Origin of the sequence: Bradyrhizobium sp. CB1717 (assembly GCF_029714325.1) — a bacterium.
Classification (GTDB): Bacteria; Pseudomonadota; Alphaproteobacteria; order Rhizobiales; family Xanthobacteraceae; genus Bradyrhizobium.
Genome location: NZ_CP121666.1, coordinates 8677821 through 8694810 on the forward strand (window position 1 = coordinate 8677821; position 16990 = coordinate 8694810).

General features: G+C 65.0%; 14 protein-coding genes. 7 read left to right on the plus strand and 7 right to left on the minus strand.

Going from position 1 to position 16990, the window contains the following annotated elements:
* The first annotated feature begins 77 nt into the window (after positions 1-77).
* Complete coding sequence (locus tag QA649_RS40350; RefSeq protein WP_283022006.1) at positions 78-1934, plus strand: ATP-binding protein; 1857 nt, start codon at positions 78-80, stop codon at positions 1932-1934.
* Between the two features lie 22 nt (positions 1935-1956).
* Here the strand turns inward: QA649_RS40350 and QA649_RS40355 are convergent, their stop codons facing one another.
* A complete protein-coding gene (locus QA649_RS40355) occupies positions 1957-3516 on the minus strand; it encodes an oleate hydratase (protein ID WP_283022007.1) in 1560 nt (519 codons plus the stop codon).
* A gap of 264 nt (positions 3517-3780) precedes the next feature.
* On the opposite strand from QA649_RS40355, the gene QA649_RS40360 reads away from it, so the two are divergent.
* Both QA649_RS40360 and QA649_RS40365 read left to right on the plus strand, forming a co-directional pair.
* Positions 3781-4350: a cysteine hydrolase family protein gene (locus tag QA649_RS40360; RefSeq protein WP_283022008.1), complete on the plus strand. Its 570-nt coding sequence runs from the start codon at positions 3781-3783 to the stop codon at positions 4348-4350.
* A 163-nt stretch (positions 4351-4513) separates the two neighbouring features.
* Entirely contained in the window at positions 4514-4816 is a 303-nt protein-coding gene (locus tag QA649_RS40365) for a hypothetical protein (protein WP_283022009.1), read from the plus strand.
* Between the two features lie 44 nt (positions 4817-4860).
* Here QA649_RS40365 and QA649_RS40370 read toward each other — a convergent pair whose 3' ends face one another.
* Genes QA649_RS40370 through QA649_RS40380 form a run of 3 tightly spaced genes read right to left on the minus strand, consistent with a single transcriptional unit; the run spans position 4861 to position 7543 of the window.
* Complete coding sequence (locus tag QA649_RS40370) at positions 4861-6132, minus strand: NAD(P)/FAD-dependent oxidoreductase (RefSeq protein ID WP_283022010.1); 1272 nt, start codon at positions 6130-6132, stop codon at positions 4861-4863.
* Positions 6133-6141: 9 nt separating this feature from the next.
* Positions 6142-6852: a RibD family protein gene (locus QA649_RS40375; protein ID WP_283022011.1), complete on the minus strand. Its 711-nt coding sequence runs from the start codon at positions 6850-6852 to the stop codon at positions 6142-6144.
* A 19-nt stretch (positions 6853-6871) separates the two neighbouring features.
* Positions 6872-7543 (minus strand): heme-binding beta-barrel domain-containing protein, encoded by a 672-nt coding sequence (locus tag QA649_RS40380; RefSeq protein ID WP_283022012.1) that lies wholly within the window; start codon positions 7541-7543, stop codon positions 6872-6874.
* Between the two features lie 136 nt (positions 7544-7679).
* Here QA649_RS40380 and QA649_RS40385 point away from each other — a divergent pair, with 136 nt between their 5' ends.
* Positions 7680-9800: an ATP-binding protein gene (locus QA649_RS40385; RefSeq protein WP_283022013.1), complete on the plus strand. Its 2121-nt coding sequence runs from the start codon at positions 7680-7682 to the stop codon at positions 9798-9800.
* 154 nt (positions 9801-9954) lie between these two features.
* Here the strand turns inward: QA649_RS40385 and QA649_RS40390 are convergent, their stop codons facing one another.
* From QA649_RS40390 to QA649_RS40400, 3 genes are all read right to left on the minus strand, one after another.
* Complete coding sequence (locus QA649_RS40390) at positions 9955-10458, minus strand: hypothetical protein (protein ID WP_283022014.1); 504 nt, start codon at positions 10456-10458, stop codon at positions 9955-9957.
* A gap of 137 nt (positions 10459-10595) precedes the next feature.
* Positions 10596-11915 carry an aminotransferase class V-fold PLP-dependent enzyme gene (locus QA649_RS40395; protein WP_283022015.1) on the minus strand — a complete coding sequence of 440 codons (1320 nt, stop codon included), beginning with the start codon at positions 11913-11915 and terminating at the stop codon, positions 10596-10598.
* Positions 11916-12075: 160 nt separating this feature from the next.
* Entirely contained in the window at positions 12076-12321 is a 246-nt protein-coding gene (locus QA649_RS40400) for a hypothetical protein (protein WP_283022016.1), read from the minus strand.
* A 290-nt stretch (positions 12322-12611) separates the two neighbouring features.
* Here QA649_RS40400 and QA649_RS40405 point away from each other — a divergent pair.
* The 3 genes from QA649_RS40405 (at position 12612) to QA649_RS40415 (ending at position 16960) form a co-directional block, all read left to right on the plus strand.
* Positions 12612-13765, plus strand: a protein-coding gene (locus tag QA649_RS40405) for an IS3 family transposase (RefSeq protein WP_283022017.1) whose coding sequence is annotated in 2 segments (ribosomal slippage) — positions 12612-12861 and positions 12861-13765 — 1155 coding nt in all. Because the reading frame shifts where the segments join, the coding sequence is not laid out codon by codon here.
* A 294-nt stretch (positions 13766-14059) separates the two neighbouring features.
* The gene (locus QA649_RS40410) at positions 14060-15802 is read left to right on the plus strand and encodes an ethylbenzene dehydrogenase-related protein (protein ID WP_283022018.1); all 1743 of its coding nucleotides are present in this window, start codon (positions 14060-14062) and stop codon (positions 15800-15802) included.
* Positions 15803-15949: 147 nt separating this feature from the next.
* Complete coding sequence (locus QA649_RS40415; RefSeq protein ID WP_283022019.1) at positions 15950-16960, plus strand: 2Fe-2S iron-sulfur cluster-binding protein; 1011 nt, start codon at positions 15950-15952, stop codon at positions 16958-16960.
* Positions 16961-16990: the final 30 nt, after the last annotated feature.

Sequence of the window (16990 nt, forward strand, 5' to 3'; positions counted from 1 at the left end):
AGGCGGGTATGCTCGCGCGCGCGTCCTCATCGAGGAGGCCCGATTGCAACTGGAGCCGCGGGGCCGAGAGTCCAGCAATGCGTATGATCACCGGGCTCGTGCGCATCCTGATCGTCTGCCTGCTCGCAAGCCTGTCGCGTGAATGCATCGCAGCCGACGGCCCACGGCAGCGTTCGATCCTGGTGCTGGAAGAAGCCGACTTTCGCTCGCCCTTCTATTCCGAGATCTTTGCCGGTATCCGCGCCGCCGCGAAGCAGAACGGCAAGGGTCATACGGTGATCTACGGCGAAAGCCTCGATCTCGCCCGCTTCCCGGGGCCGGGCTACGAAGAGAGTCTGGTCGGTCATCTCAAGACCAAATATGCGCAGCGGCCGATCGACGTCATCGTTTCGATCGGCGTGACATCGGCGAAATTCCTTCAAGCGCGCAAGCAGGACATCTGGCCCGCCGCGCCCGTCGTTTACGGCTTCGTGCCCGATCTGCCCGAGACGCGCGCGCTGTTCCTGCCCAACACGACAGCCGTCTTCGCAAGGGTGAGACCGGCACAGCTCTTGACCGCAGCGCGCGCCATCGTTCCCGACTTGACCCATGTCGTCCTCGTGGGCGAGGCCTGGAAGAATCCACTAACCTACGGACATTGGAAACAGGACTTCGCGGCCGAGATGCCCGATCTCGAAGTCACCGATCTGTCCGGCGCGGTGCTGCGTGAGGTCCGCAGCCACGTCGCTTCCCTGCCCGCACGCTCTGCGATCCTGACCTCGGCGATGTATTCCGACGGCGAAGGCACCTATTATTCCCCCGCCTCGGCGCTCGCACGCGTCGCCGAGAGTGCGAACCGCCCGATCATCATCACATCAGATACGTTCCTCGGGCGCTCGGGCGTGGGCGGCTTCCTGCTGCTGCCAGAGATCATCGGACGGGAAGCCGGCGAGGTGGCGATGCGGATGCTCGACGGCGAAGCGCCGTCGAGCATCGTTCCGTTCAGCGGCAACAACGTGAAGCCGATCTTCGACTGGCGGCAGTTGAAGCGCTGGAATGTAGATGAGGTCAGTCTGCCCCCCGGCAGCGAGATACGTTTCCGCGAACCGAGCTTCTGGGCGCAGTATTACTGGCACTCCATCATCATCGCGGGCGTGGTGCTGATGCAGGCGCTGATGATCACCATTCTGCTGCGCGAGCGACGCCTGCGCTTCGTGGCCGAGGTCGAGGCGCGCCAGCGCATGTCGGAGCTCGCCCACATGAACCGCCGCGCCACCGCGGGAGAGATGTCAGTCTCGCTCGCACACGAGCTGAACCAGCCGCTCGCCGCCATTATGATCAATGCCGAGACGGCCCAGCAGATATTACGGAAGCCGGCGCCCGACCTCGGCGAAGTCAGGGACATATTGGACCACATCCGCCGTGACGATCAGCGGGCCGCCGAAGTCATCGGCCGGCTGCGCTCGTTTCTGAAACGAGACCCGACCGAACGGCGCGAGCTCGACCTCAATGCCACCGTCGGCGAGGTGTTTCGATTCCTCTCCGTGCAAGCCCTGACCCACGATGTCGAACTCGTAACGGAATCGTCGTCCTTGGACATCCGCGTGAAGGGCGACAAGGTGCAGCTCCAGCAGGCCATCCTGAACATCGTCGTGAACGGCATGGAGGCCGTGTCCGAACTTCCGGACGAGCGGCGCCGCGTCGTTGGACGAACCAGTCTCACTGAGGGCAACCTCGCCCTTGTCTCCATCGCCGACGCAGGTCACGGCATCCTCGCGGAGAAAGTGACCGAGATCTTCAAGCCGTTTTTCACGACCAAGGCGCAGGGCATGGGCATCGGTCTCTCGATCGCGCATACCATCGTCCAGGCGCATGGCGGCCGCATCTGGGCCGAAAACGCCCCGTCAGGGGGCGCCGTCTTTCACGTCAGCCTGCCGCTGGCAGCGCCGCGGTAGCGATGCCGTCCCGGCGAAAGCCTCACGCGAACGCCTTCTCCAGCGTCGCGAAGATCACCGCGAGCGACTTGTCGTGGCGGGTCACCGGCGGCACCGGGCGATCGATCTTCATCAGCTGATAGACCGCCATCTGCGCCGCGCGCACCGAATATTCGACGGTGAAGACGACGTCGTCGGGGATTTCGACGAACTGGCTGACAAAGGCGAGGTTGACCGAATTTTGGGGCACCGGCAACGGCCGGTCGGCCAGATTGCGCGGCATGAACATGCTGGTGATGTAGGGCATCCGGCAGGGAATGCAGGTCGCAGTCTCGAACATTTCGCGATCGAAATTGAGGTGCCCGCAGAGCTCGTTCAGGATGTCGGCGCCGCCGCAATCGGACATCGGCTTTCCGACGAAATTGCCGACGCGATCCGGATGCAGCGCATAGCCCCAGAACACCTGCACGTCCCTCGGCTGACCGGCGAAATGCGGCTGGTGATACAGCACCACCGACATCAGCCAGTTGGAATCCCTGAACGTGACCAGCCCGCCGGTGCCGGCCCTGTTGCCGGAAAACGCCTCCATCTTCTCGAAGAAGCGCGGATCGCGGCAGGTGACGGTGAAGGACAGCCAGTAGGATTCGGGAATCGAGGTGTTGAACGCGGCGGGATTGCCGAATTCGGGGCGCCCTTGCGCGATGGTCTCCCACAGCGCCCAGCCCTGGCTGTCTTTCTTGGTCAGGTGCGGCGCCGGCTCGGTCATGGTGCCGAGGCTGGAGGCGTCCGTCATCGATCCATTCTGGAAGAACACGAGGTCGCCGTCCTCGAGGCGGACATTGGCGGTGCGGCCGTCGCGGTCGAGCACGAGCTGGCGGACCCGCACGCGCCCGCCTTCATCCTCGAGCACCATGTCGGTGACAGCCGTGCCGCGCACGAATTGCACGCCCTGCCGCTTCAGCCAGTCGGCGAGCGGCCGCACGATCGCGTCATACTGATTGTAGACGGTGCGCTTGACGCCGGCGAGAGTCTCGATGCGCGGAAACTCGTTCATGAAGCGGTGCAGATAGCGCTTCAGCTCGACCGCGCTGTGCCAGGGCTGGAAGGCGAAGGTGGTCTGCCACATGTACCAGAAATTCGACTCGAAGAATTTCGGCGACAGCCAGTCGGTGATGCGGCTGTTGCCGAGCGTCTCCTCCGAGGCCTCGGTGAGCCGCAGCAGCTCGAGCCGGTCGCGCGCCGAGAACCCCATATGCGTCACGTCGATCTTGAAGCGGTTGCGGTCGACCAGCCGCGCCTGCGAATGCGCCGGATTTTCCAGATTGAACGCGATCGTCTCCTCGCGCACGCTGAGGCCGGGCTGTTCGAGCGAGGGGATGCTCGACAGCAGGTCCCAGGTGCATTCGTAGTGATCGGTGGTGAGCATGCGCCCGCCGCGCAGCGAATAGGCGCCGCTCGCGAGCAGCGCACCGTCGAGGCTGCCGCCGACCAGCGGCTGCGCCTCGTAGATCACGATGTCGCGTCCCGGCAGCTGCGCGTCGCGAACCAGGAACGCCGCGCCCGCGAGCGATCCGATGCCACCGCCGATGAAATACGCCTTCATGACTTGCCTCGATTGCAATTCCACTTTCCAAAGCGACATTGCATGGCGGGGCGCAGCCAAAGTTGCGCTGGATCAAGCAGGGCGAGAGCCGCGAATCACGTCGACGTTATTGCCGCGGCTTCACCGAATGCGGCGGTCCCGGATTGCGCTGCGCTCCATCCGGGCTACGAACCTGCAACGACGTCACGAAACGAGGGAAGATTGGCATTGCGCCCGGTCGATCGCTGCGCATAGTCGGCTCGACAAACGTCTGAAGGCCCCACCATGCCCACGCCCCTCCCTGCCCTCGTCGTGGTCGACGTCCAGCGCGCGTTCGACGAATGGGAGGCGGCGGGCAAGCGGCGCAACAATCCCGATGCGGTGGCGCGCATCGCCGAACTGCTCGCAGCGTTCCGGACAAACCGCGCGCCGATCTTCCACATCCGCCACGAGGGCACGAGGCCGAATTCGTCATTCCTGCCGTCGCGCTCAGGCTACGCGGTCAAGGACGAGGCGCGCGAACAGGACGGCGAGCCCGTCATCGACAAGCGCGTCAACAGCGCCTTCATCGGTACGGATCTCGAAACGCGCCTGCGCGAAGCTGGCATCACCACACTCGTCATCTGCGGCGCCACCACCAATCATTGCGTCGAGACGACGGCGCGGATGGCCGGCAATCTCGGCTTCGATGCGCGCCTCGTGCGCGACGCGACCTGGACGTTCGACCGGATCGGGCCCGATGGTGACGCGCATTCCGCCGAGGAGATCCACGCGATGACGCTGTCGAATCTCAACGGCGAATTCGCGCGCATCGTCACGGCAGACGAGGTGATCGCATCATTCGCGGCGGAGTGATGGCAACAATGCGGTCAGCGCGGATGATGCGACAATAAATCCCACGACACGCGATCATCATTACGAGTCAGACATCGCGCGCTGCGTCGTTTCGACGCCCGCACTGGCCGGAACGCAGCCAGCCCCCATGTGTTGTCACACGACATTCAACTGGAGTGACGACATGAAGTATCTCATTGCCGCGATGGCCATCGGTGCCGCGGCGCTTGTCGGCGGATCGGCGGCGAACGCGGCCAACAGCACGAGCGCGAAGCAGAACGCGCCGACCGACATCAGCGCGCAGCACCGGCACCATTATGGCCACCGCCATCATCACTGGCGCCATCACAACCACGGCTATTATCGTCCGCACTACCGGAACTACGGCTATTACCCGCGGCACCACGGCTACTATGGCGGCGGACCGTACGGCTATTACGGCGGCGGCCCCAGCGTCACGTTCGGCTTTGGCGGCAGCCGCTGGTAAACTGGCACGGACGAACGAAAGGCCCGCGCATGCGCGGGCCTTTTTCATCCGCGCAACATCATCTCCGCCGTCGCCAGCCCGCTCGCCAGCGCGGCCTCGACCGTACCCATGTCGCGGCCGCGATAGAGCGCTTCGCCCGAGAACAGCACGGCACCATCTGCGCGCGCGAGGATCGCCTGCGCATCGCGCGTGCGCGGCGTCGCCCAGGAATAGGCGCCGCGGGCGAAAGGGTCATGCGCCCAGTTGGCCGCCGCCGCCGCGACGAGCTCGCGCGCGACGTCCTCGCGGCGCAGGCTGAAGATCGCGGCGAGCGAGTCCAGGCCAGCGTCGACCAATCCTTGCGAATCAAGATGCGACAGCTCCGCCGTCCGCGGGCCGCCGAACCAGCCGGTGAGCACGGGATGCGCGTCCGGATGGCGCGTCCACCACACCGGAATGGCCTGCTCCGACAGCAGGAAGGTCATATCGGCGAGATCCGGCTTGCGCTCACGCCACCATGGCCGCGCGAAGCGCAGCAGGATTTTGATCACGCTGCCGAAGCCGATGTCGTCGGCAGCAGCGGCCTTCATCCGCGCAGCCGCGGGCAGAGCGATGTCCGGCAGCAACGGCAGCGGCACGGTGACGATCACGCGATCGCAGCCGTGCACCTCGCCATTGGCGCAACGGACGAAGAGGGCGCCGCCCTCTTCGTCGATGGCCGTCACCACGCAGCCGAAGCGGATCGCGGCGCCATGCCCGCGGCACTCTTCCGCCAGGATTTCGATCAGCGCGCCGTAGCCGCCGACGATGCGCGCCTGGGCGTGATGCCCGCCGTCCATCCATTCCTCGCGCAGCGCCAGGATGGAGGCGCGCGCCGGATCGGCCGCATCGTAACCTTCGACCATGCGCTCGATGGAATGGCGCAGCCGCTCGTATTTTGGTCCGGCAAAGAACCGCCGCAGGAAATCAGCGACGGTGAGATCGTCCTTCAACGCCCCGAGCACGGCATGCAGCCTTGCCTCATGCGGATCGTGCCGCTCTTCGCGCGAGAGCCCTGTGCCATCAAAGCTCCATTGCTTGCCCTCGATCTCCCGAAGCGGCAGCCCCGCCTCGCGCAGCAAAGCGCGCGTGACCGGCGCTTCGCCATGGATGAATTCGGCGCCGCCATCGGCGGGATAGCCGAACTCCGATGCCGGCAGTGGATGGATGCGGCCGCCGCAGCGCTCGCGTGCTTCGAGGATGGTCACCCTCTTGCCGGCGCGCGCGAGCTCACGCGCCGCCATCAGGCCTGCCGCACCGGCGCCGACGATGACAATGTGCTCTGGTGTATCAGGCATGGCGGCGCGCTATCCGGCCACGCCTTGCGGATCATTCTTGATCAGATAGCGCAGCAGCAGGACACCGCCACCGAGCTCCCGCACGCTGTCCAGCGTCATCGCAGCAAGCGGCGCGCGCTTGTCGCTGTCCGCTTCCGTCGAGTCGAACACGAAGGGTGCGCCCTTGGCGCCGTCGATCGCGGGGCTGAGGATCAGATTGAATTCGTCGATCAGACCGGCGCGCAGGAAGGCGCCGTTGGCGACGCCGCCGCCCTCCACCAGCAGCCGTTTCACTCCCAGCTCGTGATTGAGGATGTCGAGCGCCAGCGCCAGGTCGATCTCGGACTTGCCCACGAAGATGTAGGACACGCCCTCGCCGCGCAGCCCCGCGAGATGCGAATCCGGCACGCTCTCGGTCAGCACCACCACAATCGGATCGCCGCCGATATCGGAGCGGCCCCAGCCGATCTTGCCCTGCGCGTCGAGCACCACGCCATAGGTCTTCGCATCGCGCCGCGCGAACCAGTTCTGACGCGGAAAGGTCTCGCCCGACATCGCGGGATAGGGCTTGCCCTTGGCGAACTCCGAGCCGGTGACGCGGCCGATCACCCAGGCATCGCCGCCGAGCTCCTCGTGGATCTTCTCGAACCAGTCCGTGCCCGCGCCCTTCGGTCGCCAGCGGCTGGGATGCGTGCGGCCGTCGAGGCTCGAATGCATCAGGCAGATGACATACGGCTTCATGCAAATCTCCGGATGACGCTCACGCCGCCGTTCCGCTGCCGCCGTCGGCTTTGGCGCGATCGTTGACGATCACCGCGAGCGGATTGAGCTTTGGCGGTGCTACGAGCTGGAGCGTGTTGGCGTCGTGGTGATTGAACGGCGCGCCGCGGACGAACAACTCGGTCTGGATCAGATAGGTCCAGCTTCCATCGTCGTTGAAGGTGATGTCGCAGCGATAGGAATCCGTGCGGAAGGCCTGTTCCAGGAAGTCGGTCGAGCAGATCCCGTAAGCGGTATCGCCGCGCTTGGCGGTGACGGAGATCTTCCGGTCATCCGGCGCGGCCTTGCCCGAGGCCAGCAGCACCTGCCCGCGCGGGATCGCCAGCGTCTGCATGATCAGCCCGGTCGCGGGCTCCCACAGCCAGTAGCCGACCTGGTCGTGGAAGGTGATGTCTTCTTCCGGCGTGTTGATGTGGATGTGATAGCGCAAGCCATAGAACAGCTGCGGGCCGTTCGCCTGCGGATCGATCGGGTCCATCCGGACGCGCTCGATGAAGGTCCGCCGCTCCGGCCCGTCCGCCTTCGGATTGATGTCGATGCCCTTGTCCGCCTGCCACGTGCCGGCAAGACGGCGAAGCGGGCCGAGATTGGCAAGGGCGTCGGGCGAGACGTCCTCGGGCTCGGTGAAGATGTCGGCGGGAATGGGGAGCATGGGAACCTCGCGTCGTTGCGGGAGGCAGCAATAGCACAAGGCCAGCGCAAAACTACTGGGACGGAACCAGAAGCCGTGCCGGACGTTGTCGGCCGTTGAGTCTTCGAAATCCGGGCTCGGTTGGGCAAGGGTGCCCATGTCACGCGTCGCGGGGAGTTCGGTGCTGTCTGAGAAAGCCGCTCGGCAGTCAACTGATGCAAGCTTCCTCGCCGATGGCGGCGAGCTGGGCGCGATGATGCGCGCCCTCGACTGGTCGGACTCGCCGCTCGGCCCCCCCAATCATTGGTCACAGGCCCTCCGGACGACGGTCGGCATGCTGCTGGCGGCGCAAGCCCAGATCGTTCTGTTCTGGGGGCCCGATTTTGTCGCGCTCTACAATGATGCCTATGCGCCGGGCATCGGCGCCAATCATCCCCGCGCCCTCGGCCGCCCGGCGATCGAGAATTGGGGGGAGCTGTGGGACGATCTCGAACCGCTGCTGGCCGGCGTCCGCCGAACGCGGACAACATTCGCCGCAAAGGACCGCCCCTTCTACGTCGAGCGTCACGGTTACGGCGAGACGAGTTACTGGGACGTCTCCTATTCGGCCATACCGGATGACGATGGCTCGGTCGGCGGCGTCCTCTGCATCGTCTCCGAGACCACCGAGCGTGTTCTCGGCGAGACCCAGCTGCGGGCCAGCGAAGCGCGCTACAGGGAGCTCAATACCACGCTCGAACAGCGTGTGGCCGAACGCACCGCCGAGCGGCACCTGCTCGCCACGATCGTGGAAACCACCGACGGACAGATTCAGGCCCTCGATCTCGATTACCGCTGGCTCGCCATCAACGCGTCCTGCGCCGATGCCTATCAGCGCATCTTCGGCAAGCGGCCGAAGGTCGGCGATTCCCTGCACGAATTCCTCGCCGACCGTCCGGAGCATCTTGCTGCGGCCACGGCGATCTGGAGCCGCGCGCTGGGCGGCGAAGCCTTCACCACAATCGAGGAATTCGGCGATCCCCGCTTCGACCGCCGCGTCTACGAGATGAAGTTCGAGGCGCTGCGCGCGCCGGATGGCACACGGACCGGAGCGTTCCTGACCGGGATGGACGTGACCGATCGCCTGGAGGAGCAGGCGCGTCTCGCACAGGCGGAGGAGGCGCTGCGTCAGGCCCAGAAGATGGAGGCCATGGGCCAACTCACCGGCGGCGTCGCGCATGACTTCAACAATCTTCTCACACCGATCGTCGGCCTGCTCGACAGGTTCCAGCGCAGGGGCATCGGCAGCGAGCGCGAGCACCGCCTGATCGCCGGCGCAGCGCAGGCGGCCGAGCGCGCCAAGACCCTGGTGCAGCGTCTCCTCGCCTTTGCGCGCCGGCAACCGCTGCAGGCCGTCCCGGTCAATATCAGCCGGCTCGTCGCCGAGATGGGCGACCTGATCTCGAGCACGACCGGACCACAGATCCAGGTGACGGTGGACGCGCCCGAAGGGCTTCCCGAGGCGATGGCCGATCCCAACCAGGTCGAGATGGCGATCCTGAACCTCAGCGTGAATGCACGGGATGCCATGCCCGACGGCGGCAAGTTGCGCATCTCGGCCAAGGCCCGCACGGTCGAGCGCGCACACACATCGGGACTGATGCCGGGCACCTATGTCTGCATCGCGGTCGCCGATACCGGCATTGGCATGGACGAGGAGACACTGGCTCACGCCGTCGAGCCGTTCTTCTCGACCAAGGGCGTCGGACAAGGCACCGGCCTCGGGCTTTCGATGGTCCACGGCCTCGCGTCCCAGCTCGGCGGCGCGCTCACGATCAGGAGTGCCGTGGGGGCCGGGACGACGGTGGAGTTATGGCTGCCGGTGAGCTACGTGACCCCAGGCGCGATCGACATCATCTCTCGGCCAAAACTGCAGCCGCTTGCCGCCGGCACGGCGCTGCTGGTGGACGACGAACCGCTGGTGCGCATGAGTACCGCCGAGATGCTGAGCGAGCTCGGCTACAGGGTCGTCGAGGCGGCCTCGGCGGAAGACGCCCTTCAGCGCGTCAGGGAGGGCCTTCGGCCGAACCTGCTCGTCACCGACCATCTCATGCCGGGCATGAGCGGCACCGACCTCGGCCGCATCCTGCGCGATCAATACCCCGAGCTCCAGATCCTCGTCGTCTCAGGCTACGCCAACAGCGAAGGCATCACGCCGGATTTGTCGCGGCTGACAAAGCCATTCCGGAGCGACGAGCTGGCGGCGAGCCTTGCGAACCTCACCAAGGTGGCGCAGTAGGCCGCGGGACCGCCGCGCATCAGCTCGTAGCCCGCATGAGCGAAGCGATATGCGGGAACGGTAGCCCCCAGAACCTGGACAAGACCCGGATGTCGCTTCGCTCATCCGGCTACTTGAGTGAACACTGGCCCGGTCAACTACAGCCGCAACTCTTTCAACGCCAACCCGCCGCGAGTGCCACGCTGCTGCAATACGCCGAGGTCTCACCCGATCGCCAGCCGGTGACGCGTCCCGCCTCTTTGCACTCGTCGTAGCTCTTGTAGTTGCCGACGTTTCGACACGTAGCCGAGTACACACCGCCCGTCGCGTTGCAACCGACCCAGGGCTGGTTGCCGGTCTTGAAGCTCGATTGGCAGCCACCGACGCAACTGCCCGTCGAGCGCTCGAGCTTGGCAAGCTTGGCGGCATCCGACATCGGCGCAGCCGATGCCGTCGAAATCACTGACGGCGTGCCGGAGGCGGGACGGCGCGCTGTCACGTGATGTGCCGGCCGGTGTGGCCGCACAGCGTGCTCCGGCGCATCGACCGTGACGCCGGGAATCTGGGTGTCCGCAGGTGTCGGTTGAGACATTGCCGTGCCGCCAAGAGCGCACAACAGCAGTCCGATCGAAGAGACGGCGAGAGCGGGACGCGCAACGAAGCGTGACGACAGCGTCATGGCCATGTCCTTCCAGATGCGGGGACGGCCAATTCCATCCCCGCGCGGAAGGATACTATGCCTCAATTGAAGTTGCATGGAATAATCATGCAACTTGACGTGAATCTACCGCAACTGGCTGAAGCGCCCGCGCCGCTTCAGCCCGCCTTCGCCCCCGTGATGGCCGCAAGCGCCTCGACGAGGCGGTCGAGATCGGCCTCATCGGTGTAGAGCGCCGGCGTCACGCGGATGCATTGGCCCTTGGCGACGCCCGCCCGGCGAACCGTCAGGATCTTGTGCGTGTCCCTGAGCTTCGCCACGATGGCGTCGTTGTCGGCCTTGCTGGTCTTGCCGGCGAGGCGGAAGGACGTGATCGCACCATAGAGGCCGGCCTCGTCCGGCGTCAGGATCTCGAGATCCCTGAAGCCCCTGCTGCGGCTGACCCAGTAGTCGCGCAGATAGCGCAGCCGCGCCTGTTTCGCCGCAGCGCCGATCTGCTGATGGAGCTCGACGGCCGTGGGCACCGTCAGCACCGTGGCGAAATTGACCGTGCCGGTGTGCACCCGCGAGCGGATGTCGGTTTCCGGAAAGTCCTCGTCGCCGAGGTCGCGGTCGATGGCGGCGAGGCGGTCCTTCTTGATGTAGAGGAAGCCCACGCCGACCGGCGCGCCGATCCATTTGTGCAGGTTGAAGCCGACGAAATCGACCTCGAGCTCGCTTACCCTGAAGTCCATCTGTCCCCAGGAATGAGCGGCATCGAGGATGACGTCGATACCTTTCGCCTTTGCCATGCGCGCGATCTCGGCGACCGGCATGATGAGGCCGGTGCGATGACTGACATGGGTGAGGAGGAGAAGCCTGGTCTTCGGATTGGCCTCGAGCGCGCGCGCATAGGCGTCGAGCACGCCCTGACGGGTGGCCGGCTCCGGCACATCGAATTTGACCACGTCGACACCGCGGCGCGCCTTCAGCGCATTCATGGCGTACTGCATCGAATCATAGTCGAGGTCGGCGTAGAGCACGCTGTCGCCGGGCTTCAGCCTGTTGTAGCCGCTGATGAGCAGCTGCAGCGCTTCGGTGGCACCGCGGGTGAGCGCGATCTCCTCCGGCGCAGCTCCAAGCGCCGCCGCCACCTTGGCCCGCACGGCCTCGAAATCCGCGCCTGCGCGCTGCCGCGCGTAATAGGTGTTCTGATAGTTGACCATGTCGGACAGGCGGATGAACTCGCGCCTCACCGGCTCGGCCATGATGCCCCAGAAGCCGTTCTCCAGATTGACGACGTCAGGCGTCACGGCATAGAGCCCCTTCACGGCCGTCCAATAGGCCTTGTCGGTGGCGATTGCGGCCACAGGTCCGGTCGGCTGCGGCGGCAGGCCCTCGGCGGCAAGCACCGGCGCCGCCAGCGGCGCGACGGCCGCGGCCGCGAGGCCCTTCAGGATCGACCGGCGGTCGGAAAAAATTGTCTTGATCAGTTGCATGTCCACTCTCCGCGAAGCGCGGCGAAAGGAGCAGCATTCATTGACCGGGCGATGACAATCCGATGATTGCCGGCGACCCCGCACAGGGAATGTGCGTGCATCGTGCGGGCGGTCGCGGGAATGAGGGCCGCTGATCGCGGCCCTCAGCCGAAGGCCGCGCTCAAGCCGCTTCCGACATCGATTTCGCACGCTGCTCGAGCACGCCGATCGTCGACACCAGATTGTCGCGTCGCGCGCGAAGATTGGCCGCGAGCAGCGGATAGGTCGACTGGTTCACGTCGAACACCCCGGTTCTCGCTTCTTCCTCGAGAATGTCGGTGTTCAGCAGCCGAACACGCCACCACAAATCGGCGATCAACGCATCAAGCTGGAGTTCACCAGCACCAGAACGGGACACTTCCTGCATCACTTGCCTCAACCTGAAACGGCCACCTCTGCTGGGGCCTGGATTGGTCCCGACTGAGCAAGCGGAGTGCCAGGAATGGGCGGGCGGGATCTGGTTCAGGAGCGAGCAGCGCGATGGTCGAGCGCCAGTCAGCGCAAACCACGAACTCATATATAATTGAAATTGCTATATAAATTCAATTTTCGCGGGAGCATCGGCTAACTACGTGCTCCCAACGGTTTCCGCCGAGTGAGCTGCTGCCGGTTTGATGGACACCGAGATTAGGTGTTTCATGAAGCCGGAGGTGGGCGATGAAGAGACGGAAGTTCAGTCGCGAGTTCAAGGTCGAGGCGGTTAAGCTGGTTCGGGAACGTGGTGTGTCGGTGGCGCAAGCCGGCCGTGACCTGGACGTTCATGAGAACGTTCTGCGTAAATGGGTGAAGGAGTTCGGCTCCCACCCGGCGCAAGCCTTTCCCGGCCACGGGCAGATGAAGCCGGAGCAGCAGGAGATCGACCGGCTGCGCCGTGAGGTCGCCAAGCTGAAGGCCGAGCGGGATATCCTAAAAAAGGCCGCAGCCTACTTCGCGAAGGAAGCGACATGAAGTTCGCCTTCGTCGCGAAGCACCGGACGATCTGGCCGGTGGCATGGCTATGCGATGCGCTGGGAGTTTCGCGGTCGGGCTTCCATGCCTGGCTGAACCGCTCTCCCAGCGCCAGATCCCGCAGCGACGAGGAGCTCGGTGGCAAGGTCAAGGCCAGCTTTGTCGCCAGCGACCGCACCTATGGCGCGCGCCGGGTCTGGCGCGATCTGCTCGCCGGTGGGGCTGACTGCGGCCTGCACCGGATTGAGCGGCTGATGCGCCTGCAAGGCCTGCGGGCGCGGCCGCGACGTCGGCGCTTGCCGAAGGACAGCGACGATCGACAGCTCGAGACCGTACCGGCGAACCTCCTTGACCGGCAGTTCGCCGCCGAACGGCCGAACCAGAAGTGGATCGCCGACTTCACCTATCTCTGGACGGCCGAAGGCTGGCTCTACGTGGCGGCGGTGATCGACCTGTTCTCACGCCGCGTGGTGGGCTGGTCGATGAGTGCCGCCATGACGGCACAGCTTGTGGCGGACGCATTGTTGATGGCCGTCTGGCGACGCGGCAAGCCGGATGCGCTGTTGCATCACTCCGACCAGGGCAGCCAATACACCAGCGAGCAGTTCCAGCGCCTGATGGCCGACCATGGCATCGTCTGCAGCATGAGCCGCTCCGGCAATGTCTGGGACAATGCGGCGATGGAGAGCTTCTTCTCCTCGCTCAAGACCGAGCGTACAGCTAACAAGATTTATCGAACCAGAGACGAGGCACGCGCCGATGTGTTCGACTACATCGAACGATTTTACAACACGACCCGCAGGCACTCGACTATCGGCTATCTCAGCCCGGTTGAGTTCGAGCGCAAGGTGGGATTAGCTTAACCGGGTGTCCGTCAAACCGGCAGCAGCTCAGAGCTTATGATGGACGCGGCTTGGCGGCCCGCGCCACGGCCGCGCTCTGAGCTGCCCAGCACCAGAGCCAAGCAGGATTGGAGACCAGGCTTCGAGACTGGCGCAGGCCCCGAGGGCGGCTCGTTGGCCGACCGCATTGATTGGGATAATGATCGTTGCCGGTCGCCTTGGCTTCTTCGGCGACCACGCCCACCTCGCCAAATTCCCAATGCTTCGCAGCCTTTCCGGCGCAACTGCTGGTTTACCGTGGGTAAGCTTTGTGCCATGAACGATGTCACCGCTCGAACGAACGCCGATGCCTTGACCGAGAGACGCCTCGCTCAGACCAAGACTCGAGAAAGCCCGCCACGCACCGATGTCGGGACGATCATCCTCCATTGGGCAATCGCGCTCGCGTTCGTCATATGCCTCGTTACCGGCATACGCATCGCAGCGGACGCGCTGCACGCCCCCTTCTCGAAATGGCTTGCTCCGGTCCTGCCGCAGGGCGAGATCTTTTCCTGGCATTTCCTCGCCGGGCTTGCCGTCTTCTTCTGCGGGTCGGCCTACGTCGCCTACCTCGCGCGCAGCGGCCTCGTCGAGCGCAACAGCCCCAAGAAGACGCGCATCCTCGCGATGCGCGCCCCGGCTCGCCTCAAGTGGGGAGCCGTCAACGTCTTCCTGCACTGGTTCGCCTATGCGCTCGTGATCTTCCTCACGGGGACGGGCGTCATGATGTATCTCGGCTATGGCGGCTGGTGGGCTTATCTCCACTCGACCGCCGCCTTCGTCGCGCTCGTCTATATCTTCGCGCATGTCGCCGCGCATTATCTCTATGGCGGCTGGCAGCAGATTTTCCGGGTGTTTCGGCCGACGCCGCTCGCGATCACGAAGGCCGTACGGCCGAGGCCTCTTCTCATCGCCGCTGCAATCGGGGTGGCCGTCGCGTGCGGCGTCGCCGGGCTCGACTGGGCGACGCGCGATACGCTCGTCATCGCGCGGGTGAGCGCCGCGCCCAAGCTCGACGGCGCCATGGGAGATCCCGCCTGGTCGCGCGCGCTCCCCGTCTTCATTCGCACGCAGCAAGGTGCCAATCTCGGCGGATCGGGCGAATCGCTCGTGGAGGTGCGCGCCCTGCACGACGGGCAGAAGATCTATTTTGCCTTCCGCTGGGAGGATCCCACGCGCTCCCTCCGCCGCATTCCGATCATCAAGCAAGAGGATGGCTGGCACGCCCTCGACGAGCGTGCGGGTCTGCAAGACGCCTCCGACTTCTACGAGGATAAGCTGGCGGTCATTTTCTCGGATAATCCATCGCTCGGCGGCGCAGGCGCGACGGATCTCGGCGCCAACCCGCTGCCCGGCAAACCGATGCCGATCAACGGCCGGGGCTTCCACTTCACGACGGATGGCAGCTACATAGACATGTGGCAGTGGAAGGCATCGCGCGGGGGCATGCTCGGGCGCGTCGACAGCCAATATATCGGCCCGCCCTACGCCCCGACCCTGGCCGAGCAGAATTACGATGCCCGCTATCAGGGCGGCTATTGGAATAAGCCTGGCCGCTCTCTTTATTCGTATAACTTCAAGTTCATCCACCGGGACGACAAAGGGCCCGTCACGGTTCTGCGGCTTCCCAAGGACTTGAAGGCGCAAGTCGCGGCCCTCGGCAAATTCGATCTTAATCCCAACAGCAGCGACGACGAGAACGGCCGCTGGTACATGTTCGACGGGGAGAGCGAACCCTACACTCCAGAGGCCGACGCGAGGATTCCCGTCGGCACGATCCTGCCCGGCGTGATCATTGCCGGCGACACCGAAGGAGAGCGAGCCAATGTCGCCGGGGTTTCAAAATGGAGCAACGGACATTGGACGCTCGAGCTGACGCGCAACATGAAAAGCGATGGCAGATATGACAAAGCCTTCGTGCCAGGCCGCGATCTCTACATGTGGGTCGCTGTCTTCGACCATACACAGACGCGGCATGCGAGTCATAACCGTCCGGTGCGTGTCGTGTCGGAGAAATAGGCGTCTCATGACGGGCGAAGGGCTCGACCGGAGGCTACTGCGGCGCGGCTCTGCTGAAGCCTGGCGTCGCCCTCACCCGCGCATCGCATTCTGGGTGGGCGAGCAGTGGCCTGCTCGCCCACATTCGCAGCGCCTAGAGGCCTCGCGATGAAGAGGCATTGTCGGCTCGTCATCAACGGCAAGCCCGTCGAAGCCCGCGCCGGCGAAAGCCTGATCGACGCGGCGCTCGGCGGCGCAATTCTCGTTCCACACGACTGCAGATCGGGACAATGTCAGAGCTGCCGGGTGACGGTCGTTTCGGGCTCGGTCGATGACGGCGGCTCGGGCCATGGCCGCACTGTGCTCGCCTGCCAGGCAGCGGTCGCAGGCGATGCCGAGATCGAATTCGAAGAACTGCCGCTACCGGTGAAGCGGGCGGGCGCCGTCACCGAGATCAACCAGCTCTCGTCGGAGATCGCCGAGGTCGTGCTGACGACCTCAGCGCCGCTCGAGTTTCGGCCGGGCCAATATGTGCGCGTCAAGTTTTCCGGCTATCCTGCGCGCGAGTTCAGCCCGACCTTCAGGCTCGATGGTTCCTTCAAGCAAGTCGAACTCGTCTTCCACATCCGGTGCCTGCCCGACGGCACCGTGTCGGGGCAGCTCGGCAAAGCCATCAGGCTAGGCCATGCGGCGCATGTGCAAGGCCCCTTCGGACAAGCCTATCTGCGACAGGGCGAGGGGCCGCTGGTGCTGGTCGCCGGCGGAGCAGGCTGGGCCCCGATCTGGGCGCTCGCCCGCTCGGCGCGCTCGACCCAGCGCAACCGCGAGATGGCGGTCGTCGCCGGCAGCCGGGATGTCGATAATCTCTATATGCTTCCCTCGTTGCAGTGGCTGATCGACGACGGTGTCCGCGACGTCATTGCGACGACGGAGGTCGGGTCTACCCTGCCGATCAGGCCCGGGCGCCCATCGCACTACCTGCCCCTGCTTGGGCTGGAGGATACGGTCTACGTCGCCGGCCCCGTTGGTCTCGTCGAGATCGTGAAGAACAAGGCGCACTCGGCCAATGCGCAGTGCTACGCCGATCCTTTCCTGCCGAGCTCTCAAGCCCCATCGCTGATGGACAAAGTCACCCGTCTATGGCGAAGCCGGGAGCAGCCTCATCGCCCCGGTCTGTGAGCCGATGCCGAGTTCGGCAGCGTCGGCGGC

Bases quoted from the DNA above. Each gene is read 5' to 3' on its own strand.
- QA649_RS40370 (WP_283022010.1), bottom strand. From the start codon at position 6,132: ATGCCTGATACACCAGAGCACATTGTCATCGTCGGCGCCGGTGCGGCA.
- QA649_RS40360 (WP_283022008.1), top strand. From the start codon at position 3,781: ATGCCCACGCCCCTCCCTGCCCTCGTCGTGGTCGACGTCCAGCGCGCG.
- QA649_RS40395 (WP_283022015.1), bottom strand. From the start codon at position 11,915: ATGCAACTGATCAAGACAATTTTTTCCGACCGCCGGTCGATCCTGAAG.
- QA649_RS40365 (WP_283022009.1), top strand. From the start codon at position 4,514: ATGAAGTATCTCATTGCCGCGATGGCCATCGGTGCCGCGGCGCTTGTC.
- QA649_RS40410 (WP_283022018.1), top strand. From the start codon at position 14,060: ATGAACGATGTCACCGCTCGAACGAACGCCGATGCCTTGACCGAGAGA.
- QA649_RS40415 (WP_283022019.1), top strand. From the start codon at position 15,950: ATGAAGAGGCATTGTCGGCTCGTCATCAACGGCAAGCCCGTCGAAGCC.
- QA649_RS40375 (WP_283022011.1), bottom strand. From the start codon at position 6,852: ATGAAGCCGTATGTCATCTGCCTGATGCATTCGAGCCTCGACGGCCGC.
- QA649_RS40380 (WP_283022012.1), bottom strand. From the start codon at position 7,543: ATGCTCCCCATTCCCGCCGACATCTTCACCGAGCCCGAGGACGTCTCG.
- QA649_RS40385 (WP_283022013.1), top strand. From the start codon at position 7,680: ATGTCACGCGTCGCGGGGAGTTCGGTGCTGTCTGAGAAAGCCGCTCGG.
- QA649_RS40355 (WP_283022007.1), bottom strand. From the start codon at position 3,516: ATGAAGGCGTATTTCATCGGCGGTGGCATCGGATCGCTCGCGGGCGCG.
- QA649_RS40400 (WP_283022016.1), bottom strand. From the start codon at position 12,321: ATGCAGGAAGTGTCCCGTTCTGGTGCTGGTGAACTCCAGCTTGATGCG.
- QA649_RS40390 (WP_283022014.1), bottom strand. From the start codon at position 10,458: ATGACGCTGTCGTCACGCTTCGTTGCGCGTCCCGCTCTCGCCGTCTCT.
- QA649_RS40350 (WP_283022006.1), top strand. From the start codon at position 78: ATGCGTATGATCACCGGGCTCGTGCGCATCCTGATCGTCTGCCTGCTC.